This is a genomic window from Caballeronia sp. INML2, from assembly GCF_023631365.1.
Taxonomy (GTDB): domain Bacteria; phylum Pseudomonadota; class Gammaproteobacteria; order Burkholderiales; family Burkholderiaceae; genus Caballeronia; species Caballeronia turbans.
On the sequence record NZ_JALQDH010000091.1, the window covers coordinates 1 to 12,420 of the forward strand.

Annotated in this window: 11 protein-coding genes and 1 pseudogene; 5 read left to right on the forward strand and 7 right to left on the reverse strand. The window is 58.4% G+C overall.

The features are described from left to right. From NCT32_RS30855 to NCT32_RS30870, 4 genes are all read left to right on the forward strand, one after another. Positions 1 to 228 (forward strand): FAD-binding oxidoreductase (locus tag NCT32_RS30855; RefSeq protein WP_284508595.1); only part of this gene is annotated, 228 nt, incomplete at its 5' end. A gap of 38 nt (positions 229 to 266) precedes the next feature. Then, positions 267 to 1,520: a CaiB/BaiF CoA-transferase family protein gene (locus NCT32_RS30860; RefSeq protein ID WP_250491051.1), complete on the forward strand. Its 1,254-nt coding sequence runs from the start codon at positions 267 to 269 to the stop codon at positions 1,518 to 1,520. A gap of 205 nt (positions 1,521 to 1,725) precedes the next feature. Beyond that, a complete protein-coding gene (locus NCT32_RS30865) occupies positions 1,726 to 3,138 on the forward strand; it encodes a sodium:solute symporter family protein (protein ID WP_250491052.1) in 1,413 nt (470 codons plus the stop codon). Positions 3,139 to 3,149: 11 nt separating this feature from the next. Then, positions 3,150 to 3,671, forward strand: coding sequence for a gamma carbonic anhydrase family protein (locus tag NCT32_RS30870; RefSeq protein WP_061121993.1), 522 nt, complete (start codon positions 3,150 to 3,152; stop codon positions 3,669 to 3,671). A 772-nt stretch (positions 3,672 to 4,443) separates the two neighbouring features. Here the strand turns inward: NCT32_RS30870 and NCT32_RS30875 are convergent. Next, positions 4,444 to 6,642 (reverse strand): hybrid sensor histidine kinase/response regulator, encoded by a 2,199-nt coding sequence (locus NCT32_RS30875; RefSeq protein WP_250491053.1) that lies wholly within the window; start codon positions 6,640 to 6,642, stop codon positions 4,444 to 4,446. Positions 6,643 to 6,925: 283 nt separating this feature from the next. On the opposite strand from NCT32_RS30875, the gene NCT32_RS30880 reads away from it, so the two are divergent. Beyond that, on the forward strand, positions 6,926 to 7,651 hold the full coding sequence (locus tag NCT32_RS30880; RefSeq protein ID WP_250491054.1) for a LysR family transcriptional regulator: 726 nt from the start codon (positions 6,926 to 6,928) through the stop codon (positions 7,649 to 7,651). Between the two features lie 109 nt (positions 7,652 to 7,760). Here NCT32_RS30880 and NCT32_RS30885 read toward each other — a convergent pair whose 3' ends face one another. The 6 genes and pseudogenes from NCT32_RS30885 to NCT32_RS30910 form a co-directional block, all read right to left on the reverse strand. After that, positions 7,761 to 8,309 carry an IclR family transcriptional regulator C-terminal domain-containing protein gene (locus NCT32_RS30885; protein ID WP_086961710.1) on the reverse strand — a complete coding sequence of 183 codons (549 nt, stop codon included), beginning with the start codon at positions 8,307 to 8,309 and terminating at the stop codon, positions 7,761 to 7,763. A 71-nt stretch (positions 8,310 to 8,380) separates the two neighbouring features. Further along, a pseudogene (locus NCT32_RS30890) lies at positions 8,381 to 9,451 on the reverse strand (alkene reductase); the annotation flags it as partial. A gap of 9 nt (positions 9,452 to 9,460) precedes the next feature. Further along, positions 9,461 to 10,063 carry an NADPH-dependent F420 reductase gene (locus NCT32_RS30895; RefSeq protein ID WP_061120647.1) on the reverse strand — a complete coding sequence of 201 codons (603 nt, stop codon included), beginning with the start codon at positions 10,061 to 10,063 and terminating at the stop codon, positions 9,461 to 9,463. A gap of 71 nt (positions 10,064 to 10,134) precedes the next feature. After that, positions 10,135 to 11,055 carry a pirin family protein gene (locus NCT32_RS30900; protein ID WP_250491055.1) on the reverse strand — a complete coding sequence of 307 codons (921 nt, stop codon included), beginning with the start codon at positions 11,053 to 11,055 and terminating at the stop codon, positions 10,135 to 10,137. Between the two features lie 73 nt (positions 11,056 to 11,128). Then, positions 11,129 to 11,731, reverse strand: a complete 603-nt coding sequence (locus NCT32_RS30905) for an NADPH-dependent FMN reductase (RefSeq protein ID WP_250491056.1) — start codon at positions 11,729 to 11,731, stop codon at positions 11,129 to 11,131. 206 nt (positions 11,732 to 11,937) lie between these two features. Next, entirely contained in the window at positions 11,938 to 12,366 is a 429-nt protein-coding gene (locus tag NCT32_RS30910) for a DoxX family protein (protein ID WP_061120649.1), read from the reverse strand. Positions 12,367 to 12,420 lie beyond the last annotated feature (54 nt).

Sequence of the window (12,420 nt, forward strand, 5' to 3'; positions counted from 1 at the left end):
GATAAGCGCCGCATTCCTGAACAATACATGGCCATCAAGCAGATCGCCGAACAGTCGATGGTAGATGCAGGCGGTACCGTTACGCACCATCACGCGCTCGGACGAGATCATCGCCCCTGGTACGACAAGGAGCGTCCAGAGTTATTCTGCTCAGCGCTGCGCGCGGCAAAGCAAACCCTCGATCCTCGTGCAATCTTGAACCCCGGAATTCTCTTCGATCCGTCGTAAAGGGCCACAACAACGATGCGTCAAAACTGGAGATATCAATGAAAGGAGTGCTTTCCGGTATCCGGGTGCTTGATCTCAGCCGAATTCTTGCCGGACCGTGGTGTACCCAGCTCCTCGCTGATCTCGGCGCCGACGTCGTCAAAGTCGAGCGCCCGGGCAGTGGCGACGATACCCGCGCGTGGGGGCCCCCGTTCGCGCCTGGCCCCGACGGGGCGCCGAGCCGTGAGTCTGCTTATTTCCTTGCAGCGAATCGCGGCAAGCGCTCGATAGCGATCGACTTTAGCGTAGCGGCCGGGCAAGATGTAGTGCGAAAACTCGCAGCCAATGTCGACGTCGTAATAGAGAACTTCAAATTCGGTGACATGCGCCGTTATGGACTGGACTATTCGACGTTGCACGCGGTGAATCCGAAGCTTGTCTATTGCTCGATCACGGGGTTCGGACAGAGCGGCCCGTATCGGGAACGTGCCGGCTATGATTTCGTGATCCAGGCGATGGGCGGCTTAATGAGCGTCACTGGCGAGCGCGACGATCTGCCCGGGGGCGGCCCCCAGAAGTGCGGCGTGCCAATTTCCGATTTGATGACCGGCATGTATGCGACTGTGGCGATCCTTGGAGCGCTTAACGAACGCCACGTGAGCGGGCTCGGCCAGCATATCGACATGAGCCTGCTGGACACGCAGATTGGCTGGCTTGCCAATCACGGGCTCAACTATCTCGTCTCGGGCGACAACCCTAGACGTTGGGGTAACGCTCATCCAAATCTCTGTCCTTATCAGTCGTTCGATGCAAGCAATGGTGCCATGATCGTCGCCGTCGGTAATGACCGGCAATTTCAGTCTCTTTGCCGGGTGCTTGGACTGGACCAGATTGCGTCGTTGCCCGAATTCGCATCGAACAGCGGCCGTCTGGCTAATCGTGAACTTTTGGTCCAGCAGATCCAGCGCGCGCTGGCCAGCGGTACGCGTGAACGATGGCTCGCCGAACTAGAAGCAGCGGGAGTGCCGGCGGGTCCGATCAATTCTGTTGCACAGGCGCTCGCGGATCCACATGTTCTCGAACGGGGCATGACGTTTTCCCTACCGCATGCAATGGGTTCGGAGGTGCCGCAGATTGCCAATCCGATCAAGTTCTCTCGCTCGCCGGTCCAATATGACCGTCCGCCGCCCGCTCTGGGCGAACACACCGACGAGGTGCTGACAGCGGCGGGTCTTTCTGACGCAGCAATCGCGGGCCTCAGAGAATCCGGCGTAATCGGGGCAAGTAATCTGCGGACACCTGTTCCCAGCTGACTTGGGGCCTTGCAAAGCGACGACGAAGGATAGGTTTCAAATCGGCGCAGCACTGACAATGCTTCACCGACGACGCGGCTGCGGAGAATCGGCTCCGGGTCGCGCCAGTAGCAAGTTTGGCCTCGCGCCTTATCCACACGACAACAACTATTTGGATATCGGCTCTGAACAAATTTTGTAGTACTGAGAATGGTGGAGACGAGACATGCATCAGATCGACCCGACTGTAACCTACATTATCATCGGAGCACTCATCGCTTACATTGCGGCAACCGCGTTGCTAACCGTCAAATTGCGAAGCAGGGATTCAAGCGACTTCATGGTCGCCGCGCGTTCCATGCCGGCGATTGTCGTTGGCATTTTGATGATGTCAGAATTTGTGGGCGCGAAATCGACCATCGGTACGGCACAGGCCGCGTTCGAGTCCGGCTCCGCTGCGATGTGGGCAGTACTTAGCGCGGCGATCGGCTTCCCCTTATTTGGCATCTTTTTGGCGAAAAAACTCTATACGTCTGGGGAGTTCACGATTTCGGGCGCCGTCGCGAAGCGCTATGGCAGATCGACGCAGATCACAGTGTCACTCATCATGATATATGCGCTGCTCCTGGTCAACGTCGGCTACTACGTGAGCGGCGCTGCCGCTCTATCGACGATTCTTAACATCCCGCTCGGGCCTGCGGCGATCGTCACCGCGGTGGTCAGTACCTTCTATTGCGCGATTGGCGGGATGAAGAGCGTCGCATACGTATCCGTGGTTCACACGGTCGTGAAGTGTGTGGGCGTTGCCGTTGTGCTGGGCGTCGCGCTGACTTTGTCCGGCGGCATTCGACCAATGCTGGAACACATGCCGCAATTCAACTTCAGCGCCACAGGTAAAATTGGCTTTCCGACCATCTTTGCTTGGTCTATCGCGAACATCGGCGCGATCTTTTCGACGCAGTACATCATTCAGGCTGTGTCGTCGTTGAGAAGTGCGAACAGCGCGCGTACTTCGACATATATCGCGGGTGCATTGTGCATACCCGTCAGTATTGCTCTCGGGCTAATTGGTGTGGCCGCGAAGTATCTGTTTCCCGGAATGAAGAGCCTTTACGCCTTTCCGGTCTTCATGACATATATGTCGCCGTTACTCGCCGCAATAGTTGCAATATCACTGGCCGCATCCGTTTTCGTCGGTGTTTGCAGCGTATGTCTTGCCATCTCGTCATTGATCGTAAAAGATTTTTATAGCCCGATGCGTCACCCTTCGCCTGACCAGGAATTTCGGATGTCTCGATTGCTGGCGATTCCAATTGGTTTCGTACCGCTCGCGTTTGTGTTCTTCTTTCCCGAGGTGCTGCACCTGTCCTTCTTCACGCGCGCGATTCGCTTGTCAATAGCGGTGGTGGCAGTGCTCGGTTTCTACCTGCCGTTATTCAGCAGTAGCCGGGGCGCAACATTGGGGCTGCTGTGCGCAGTCCTTGCGACCACAGCGTGGTACGCGATGGGCGATCCATATGGCATCGACAATATCTACATTGCGTTGGCAGCGCCGCCGATCGTGATGGCGCTTGATCGACTTTTTCCAAAAGCGGCAGACAAACGTCAGGTGGCACCCATTACAAACAACGTCGAATAGGACCCTTTCATATGACTCTCTTTTCTCTCGCCGATGAGCGACCCCGAGTTTCGTCCGATGCTTACATTGCGCCCAATACCGTCCTGATCGGTGACGTGCGCATCGGTAGCGGCAGCAGCGTCTGGCCGCAAGCCGTGCTACGCGGTGATAACGATGCAATCTCGATTGGCGACGGCAGTAATATCCAAGACGGAGCGGTCGTGCATGCCGACCCCGGCCATCCCGTCGACATCGGCAACAATGTAAGCGTGGGCCATGCGTGCGTGTTGCACGGGTGTCGAGTGGGGAGCGGCACCCTGATTGGCATCCACGCGACGATTCTGAACGATGCATATATTCCAGAAGGCTGTATCGTTGGCGCCAACGCGTTGATTACTGAGGGCAAGGTGTTTCCGCCTCGTTCGCTAATCATCGGTTCGCCCGCGAAAGCTGTACGCCAACTTACGGGCGCGGAGATTCAGGCGGTTCTTACCAACGCGAAGGACTACGAGTCCAAGGCTGTGCGTTATAAGGAGGCACTCCAGGAAATTTGAAACGGCCACATTCGAAGATGGGTTGTGGTTAGAAGACTCTTCCCCGACGCTTATGCAGCCGCTTGCCGCCACGGAATGAGCGGGCGGCGAGGTCGATTTTTCTAACGCTAAGCTGGAGGTTCATATCAGGCGACGAAATGTCGCCTGATTAGGAACCTTTTTACGCAGATTGGTCGTGTATCACCGGAGGGGCTCTGATACCGCCCGGCGCGGGGGTGGACTCGCGACTGGCAGAATAATAATGGCACTTCGGACACGCACAGACCGGTGACCGACGGACAACCTGTTTGCACACCGCCATCGGTAACCGTTGCTTCGCATGCGTTTGCCCAATCGTGTCAAGTTCGACATCGTTCGCGTTACCATCGCGAGGGTAACCGCCGGGTCCGGATGCGCAAAAGGATGCCGCATTTGCGCTAGGAGACAATCCAATAGTCTACTCGCGCCGCAATCCTGCCGATTTGAATTACTACCTTAACGGCCTGCCGATGCTTGTCGAGCCGTTGATGCGCTTCATTCGATGCGCACATCGCTTTGAATCCTCGGCAACTGCTGGTGCAGCGATCGAATCGAGGTTATCGACTGCGTTCGGCTGTGGTTTAAGCTACCTGTTGTGACGAGGGAGGCGGCCAATCGATTGCTTGGCAACAAAATGGCATCGCGCAAGGTCGACCTGTTGGCCAGCGTGCTGTATGCGTTCTGCAAAGTCCATATTCGCTTCCTGTAGCCATGTGGTTCCGAGCACAGCATTCCATAACGGACGATCGCAACGCTATGCACCCGCCGGCCGCGACAGTTTCACGCTCTGCAGCAGCGCCTGCAAGTCGTCGATATTGAACGGCTTGGAAAGAATCGTCACGCCGACATGTTTCGCGCGTTCAAGTTCATCGGCATAGCCCGTCATGAGCGCGATGGTCTGTTGTGGCCACTTCCGGCGAACTTTCTCCGCGACGTCGATCCCGCTATTCAAGCCCGGCATCTGCACATCGGAAAGAATCAGGTCGAAGGTCGCGCCATCCTCGAGTAGACTGAGCGCTGCATCGCCGGTCAGTTCGTGCCGCGAGTGCCAGCCGAACACTTCCAGAACCGCCGACAGTCCGGCTGCGACCTCTTCGTTATCCTCGACGAGCAGAATCGAGCCTTTTACCGGCGCTGTCGTGGGCGCGGGTGCAAGAGGCGATGCGACGGGATTTGTGCCGACGCTTTCTGTCGAACGCGGAAGGATGAGCGATACGGTGGTGCCTTCCCCAACGATGCTCTCGATACGCGCCGTCCCGCCTGCCTGCTCGCACATCGCGATGACCTGCGCGAGACCGAGTCCGGTGCCCGCATTCGCGGCTTTCGTCGTGTAGAGCGGCTCGAATGCGCGCTGCACGACCGTGGGCGCCATGCCGACGCCCGTATCGGAACAGGAGACCAGTACATACTCGCCGGGCTTGAGATTGCCGCTGCCCGTTTCGACGATGCTGTTCTCGCAGCGCACGACGAATTTTCCGCCGTGAGGCATCGCATCCTTGGCGTTGACCGCGAGGTTGATCAATGCCGACTGCAGTTCGGACGGATCGACGTAAATCGACCAAGTGCTCTCCGGAGCGTCGATATGCAAGCTGATACGGTCGCTGAGCGACATGCGAATCAGCGATGCGTCCTGTTCGAGCCATGCGCCGACATCGACGACTTCCTGACGCAGGGGCTGCTTGCGCGCCACGCTGAGCAGCCGCCTCGCCAGGCCCTCGGCCGTCACCGAGGCGCGTTCGACCGCTATGACTTCCTTCTCGAGCCCATTGAAGCCCTTGCGCCGCGCCAGTTCCATATTGGCTTTCACGACCATCAACAGATTGTTGAAGTCGTGCGCGACGTTCGCCACGAGATTGCCCAGCGCGCCCATGCGCTTCATCTGACGCGTCGTCTCCTCCGCCGAAAGACGCATGCCAAATTCCGCTTTCCATCTTTCCCATGCCGTTCGCTCGCGTCTGAGGCGTGTCAGGCTGAACGCGACCAGCAGCCAGATGCCGACACAAGGCACCAGCGTTGCGATGGCGATGAGACCGTCGTGCTTCAGCCACCTCGACATCACGACGGAAACGGGAATCCCGCTCGTCACATAGAGCGGATAGTCTCCCACTTGCCGATAGACGAGCAATTTCTGCACGCCATCGAGCGTCGAAAAAATTCTGAGGCGTCCGCTCTTGCCGTTAACGTGCACGGCTTCCATCAGAGGCTGATTGTTCGTGGGCGGTCTTCGTGCGCGCGGAGCGGGAAATCGCACGAGCGTCGTACCGTCGCCCCGAAACAGGCCGACGGTCAGCGCGCTGTCATGGATGGTCAGCCGCTGATAGAAAGACAGGAAATAGTCCCGCCGAAGCGAAATGACCAAAGCGCCGAGATAATGACCTGCGGCGTCGTAACGGGGAAACGTAAGGTTGAAGACGTCGATGACCGGGGCCGGAGTCCGTTCGGGTTGCGAAACGGCCATCTTTGCGCCGCCCACGGGCCTGTCGAAGAAACTGATGAGGCGTTCGTCGATGGATTGCAGTCCGACCGGGTAGGCGCTGCTGCTTGCTAAAAGATTGCGGTTGCGCCCGAATAACGTGATCGCGGCGACCGACGGCAGCCGCTGTGCGGTATCCGCAAGAAAGTCGTGAAGCGACTTTTGTCGCGCGCGTATTTCCGCATCGCCGTCGCCGCCCACCATGGTCAGCACGCGAAGCGACACCTCCTGACTGACATCGAAGACCTTCACCGCCTGTTCTTCGGCCACCCGCGAAAGTCGGTCGATGCCTTCCGACGAGTCGGAAAACCGACTTTGAAAGCCGAAATAGCCATACACAGCCAGAAAAAGCAGGGGCGTGACGATCGAAGCGACCAATGTCGCGATAAGCATGCGGCGCGTCGTGCCGAAGTCGCGTGGCGGCACAGGTATGTCCAGCGCTGAGCCGTCCGGATTGGATGTTTCCGGATGAATGATCATAAATATTGCGTCGGTATCGAGAACGGGAAGTCTATGGACATGTCCCGGCAGCGTCAAATGAGTATCGGCGCTGCATGCGCGGCGGCGAGGACGTGGCCTGAGTTTCCGAGCGATGGCGGGGAGGGCAGCGGCGGCGGACCGTGAGTTTCGTGGATTTGCATCGGCGAGGGGTCTTCGCCGCGCATCACGACTCGCTTTACTTTATAGTACTGACTATTGCCATCGCGCGCGCAACGGAAACCAGGGCTGATAATTGGGCTGTCGTTCGTTTAATGATGCCATCATGGAACAAATCGTTGTCGAAAGACTGACGGGGCTGATTGCTTTCGCGCGTGCCGCATCGCTTGGCAGCTATACGGCTGCCGCGCGTTCGCTGTCCGTTTCGCCATCGGCTATCAGCAAGAGCATCCAGCGGCTGGAGCAGCATTTCGGACTCAGCCTGTTCAGCCGGACCGCTCGCTCACTGACGCTGACGCCGAAGGGACGCGATCTTCTGGAGCGCACGCAACGCTTATTGCACGAGTCGGAAGGTAGAGCAAGGCGTCGCCGCCGCGCGCGCGGAGCGGCCGGAACGTCGCTCAGGCTAACGACGAAATCGCTGATCGAACTGCGGTTCTGCCTCCCCTCGGAGATGCCGCCAACGGCGGTATTTCGTCGGTCTGCGGGCTCAAACTTCGCCTGCTTCAGTTTTACGAACATGCGAGGCGCAGCAATCGAGGAAGTGGACCTCGCTGAGCACGTGGTGCGCGACGCGTCTACCGGGCTCTCCGGTGTGCTGCGTATCAGCGCCGCCGTGACCTTCGCGCGCATGCACGTCATACCCAAGCTGAAGACGTTCCTCGACCGGCACCCGAGCCTGTTGTCGTTCTGGCTTGCCGCGAAACTGACTAGCACATGCACGTTATCTAGGGAGGTGTGCTCAAGCGCCAATGAGGCAACATTGTTGTCTCGGGCTCTTTGTCCGGTGCTGGAACAATCGGCACTCCGAGCGAAAGCGACTGCGGAATAGGGCGTCGTGTTGCGTGTATAAAATTACCCGCCGATGACAATTCGGCGGAGTTGCATTTCCATTACGACCACCTGAAATTCACGGACCGTGAGTGGGGCATTGAATGCGATCATAGCGCTTTCTCAATCCTTTCTGCCACACGAAGCAAGACCGTTAGGAAACGGCCGGTCAATTCATTTGCGCTTACGCGCGCTGACGACACGCTCACACTCAAAGCTGCCTCGATGGTCCCTTCTCGATTCCGAACCGGCACGGCGATCGCTCGCATCCCCAGTTCGAGTTCCTCGTCGCTGATGGCGTAGCCGTCTGAATTAACGCGGCGGATAGAATCGAGCACCTGCTCAGGCTCATTGATCGTCCGGGAAGTGAGCTTTGTCATAGGCAACGCCAAGATGGCGCGCTCAATCTCTTCGTTCGTCTTCTGGGAGAGCAATACTCGACCTGTCGCAGAACAATAAGCAGGGAGGCGGCCGCCAAGCTTCGCCCCGGTCGATACGATGCGGATTGCCTCGGCGCGTCCGACAAACACTGATTGACCGTCATCGAGTACGGCGAGAGATACCGACTCCTGGAGCTCGTCGCGCGCAGCCGCGAGCAGCGGCTGCGCGATCTGCGCAACCGACGACGTACTGAGATATGCGCCGCCCAGCCGCAGCATCCGAGGCAGCGGTGAAAAAAACTTACCGTCGTGGGACAAGTACCCCAGGTCCACAAGTGTGGTTCGGCCTTCAGGGTCGGGAAGTCGGTGTATCCCGCTTCGGGACCCTCGGGCTGGTGTCCGAAATAGACGCTGTGGTCGGCCGTGTTAAGCGGCGCGTTCGCGACGACGCGTTCGATAAAGTCCGGATTGGCGAGCACGTGCGCGCCATAGGATTCAAGGTCGGCAAGGCCCGATGCGATGTCCTTGCCGATATCCGCGCGGGGACGCGCTGGGCGGTTGAGGATGATCGCTCGATGCCAGATCCTGCGGAAGTCGTGCAGGATGTCATCTTCGCCATAATGGACGATGTGAATATAGGCGAGGCTAAGCTTGTCCAGTTTGCCGACAAGGTAACGGAACAAATCAGGCCCCTCGGAACCATGGCTGAGACCCATACCCGTGAACCCGGGCGATAGCCGGATGCCTGTACGCTCGGCGCCGATCGCGGCGACGACGGCCTCGGAAACTTCAATCGCGAAGCGCGCGCGGTTTTCGAGCGACCCGCCATAGCGATCGGTGCGCAGATTGGCACTGACGGCGAGGAACTGATGGATCAGATAGGCGACGCCATGAATTTCAACTCCATCCGCGCCCGACTCAATCGCGCGCTTCGCCGCGTGAGCGTAATCTTCAACAGTGGCCTGAATCTCCCCGATGCTCAAAGCCCGCGGCACGGGAATGTCTTTCATGCCGTGCAGCGTGTAGATCTGCTCGCCAGGGGCGATAGCTGATGGCGCTACGCCTTGCCGGTGATGCGGTGTGTTGTCGGGGTGGGACATTCGCCCGGCATGCATGAGCTGGTAAAAGACATGACCGCCGCGGGCATGGATTGCGTCATTGACTGCGCGCCAGCCTGCAACATGAGCATCGGTGTAGATGCCGGGGGTCATGGGGTAGCCCTGCGCGTCTTCGGACGGCTGCGTGCCTTCCGTAACGGTAAGGCCCACACCGGCACGCTGGCCATAATACGTGGCCGCGAGTGGTCCTGGTGTCCCGTCCGCGTTGGCTCGGGCACGGGTCATCGGAGCCATAACGAAGCGATTTTGCAGGCGGATTCGGCCAAGCGTGAATGGTGAGTGGATGTCGATGGTTTTGGACATGAACAGGCCTCACCCGAATTTCACAAAGTCATGGGCGATCAAGGGTCCGCCGGGCGACTGAAATAGGCGACTGCCGTGTTCAACATCGCCAAGATCCAGCCCGAAAAAACCAAGCTGATCAATCAACTGCGAGACTTCCCGCTTCGCCGCTTCGTCGTCGCCGGCATAAAACAGAACCCGCCTCCCGCCCTCGGCGTCGGGCGCCTTCTCCAAGTTGACGAAATAATGGTGATTGAACGCTTTCACTACGCGCGCGCCCGGCGCCCACTCCTCAACGATCGAAGTGGATGCGCGGCCGCCCACGTCGATGGGAGGCAGGGGCGGCCGCTGCATCGGATTATTTGTGTCTATGAGAATGCGGCCATTCCAATCAGGCAAACCGGCCAGCGCACCTTGAACCTTCGGCCAGTTCACTGACAGGAAAACGATGTCTTTCGAGGCGGCTTCTTCGCGCGTGCCCGCAGTGATAGATAGACCGGCTTTGGCAACGAGGTCGGCAAGAGTGTCGGGCCCGCGGCTGTTTGCAACCGTCGCGGGAATGCCCTTCGCGCCGAGGCGCATGGCGATAGCCCCGCCGATATGGCCGGCTCCGATGATTCCGATTGAAGTCATGTTTTTATCTCCAAACTGTTGATTGATGTGCGCAGAAATAACGCAGTCCTAATTGCAAAGCCCTCGAATTGTCACCCACGGTAAATGGGCGTGGACCCGGACTTCCGCTGGCGGTCGCCAAGCGAGAAAAGTTTTTCCCGCAGCTTCTGAATATTTTGCTCGCCCTTCACCAGGCCCTCGGCCGTTGCGTGCACAGAGTAATAGCCAAGGTGCAGGTCATGCGGATGTGGGATTGCCGAGCCAAGAACGAATGTCGCCCCGTCCGGACCGCCTTCCAGGGAGATAACGCCGTCATCTTCCGAAAAGATGAGCAATTCGCCGTTCGATGCATAGGCCGGCCCGGACAGGCTGCCCTTGGACAAAGCGAGCCAACCAACGGTGTGTCCGACGGGCGGCTCATAATTCCAGTGCTGGCCGGGCGCGAGCGTCACAAGCAGGTAGTTCACACCGGGCGGGGCATTGACAGGACTGGTAACGCCGTCATATGTGCCGACGATGACGTAAGCGGGACCGGCTTGGCGCATTTCCGCAGCCTCGAAATACTGGCTTTGAACCTCCGACAACTCCAAATCCGCCGGAAGGGCCAACCAAAGCTGGAAGCCGTGAATACGTTCCGACCGGCCTGAGGAGAGCTCCTTGCCGTGCCATACGCCGCTGCCAGCTCGCATCCATTCGACCCCGCCGTAGCCGATATAGCCTTGGCCTGCCTCGGGATCGTCGAACTGCACGTCACCGCGGGTGAAGACAGTCACGGTGCCGATGCCCGAATGAGGATGCATCCCACCGGCGGCCGCAAACTCACTCATGACCCCTCCAAAGCTATCGAGGAACACGAAGGGTTTGAGATGCTCCCCGAGGTCGCTCGGGCTTATGAGACGGACCACTTCGCCATGGCCGCGCCCGCGCGTGCGGTGGATGACAGCGCGGCCAGCGAACGACTGGCTTACTGGATTGGTGTTTTGGCTGGACTGAGTGACGTTAGGAATTGACACGATTCTTCTCCATCGAGGTGACATCGTGGCCAACCCCGTCAAAAGTGTGGTTTGGGAATGAAATAGAGCGCTTTTAGGCCGCTTCAGCGCGGGCGGCCATCGTCGCCTTGGCCCACCATACGAGCTCGTCGAGCGATGTTTTGACCGAAGGAAGAAGGTTTTTTTCGATCGTCTCCATCGGCTGATTTCCGACCGCCGGGAAAATTGTGAAAAAATCGCTACCGCCGATGTGTACCGCAGCATGCGTCGAGACCATTTGCAGCTCGATGCCGATCAGGCGCAACTGCTCGATGGCGCGGGCTGCGCCGACGCCTCCATAACCGATGGCGGTGAATGGCTTACGGCCCCACTCCTTATAAGCATGGTCGAGTGCGTTTTTGAGCGCACCGGTCAGTGAGTGGTTGTATTCAGCGACCACGAAGATGAAACCGTCGAAGCGGGCAAGCGTCTGCTGCCAGCGCACAGCTTCGGGACTCTCGCTCGGTACAAAGGCGTTCGATGCGACTTCATCAAAAAACGGAAGGTTGAAATCGCGCAGATCGAGCAGTTCGACTTCCATGTCTTCGCGCGCTTTAGCCTGTTTAAGCATCCACTGGGCAGGAACATCGGCGAAACGCGCAGCGCGTGTCGAACCGATAACGAGTGCGATTTTGGGTTTGGCGGTGATCGTCGGCATATGTTTTTCCTCGCGTTGGTTTGGAGAGAGTCCGGGAGCACTTCCTGGCTTAATTACGAAGTTAGTGGAGTTCCGGCGGTGGCACTAGCCATCCAGATCGTTCCGCGGGGTTGCAAAATGTGGAACACTTAAGCCATTATTGGCGCGAACAAAGAAGCCGGGCGCAGTTGAGCATCCGGCCTACAAAGCAGGTGTATCGGAATGGGTTACTGCGCTGTGGCGAGACCGTCCGATGATCGCTCGCGGCGGCTGTTCACGTACGAATCCAGGCTTAAGGCACCAGCGCCGAAAGCTGCGATTTGAAGGAGACCTCCGGTCATCATCACGTTCTTGAAGAAGTGGACGAACGTGTTTTGGTCCGCCAAATTCCTGTGGAAGTAGACGGCGGTGACCATGCAAAAGATCGCAAGAACGAGGGCAATCGGACGAACTTTATAGCCTGCGACCAGCAGGGTACCGCCGACGATTTCCAAGGTCACCGCGCCGATAAAGGCGAGCGGAGGCAGGGGAAGGCCCACAGCTGCAATCATGGCGACGGTTGCATCATAAGTCGTAGCTTTTCCTAGACCAAAAAGGATGAACGGCAGACCAATCAATAGTCGGCCAATCAATGGGACGTAGCGGGTGCTTGTCATAAGTAATCTCCTGTGCGTCGGGGGGGGGTTATGGGTTGGTTCATTGCCGACAAA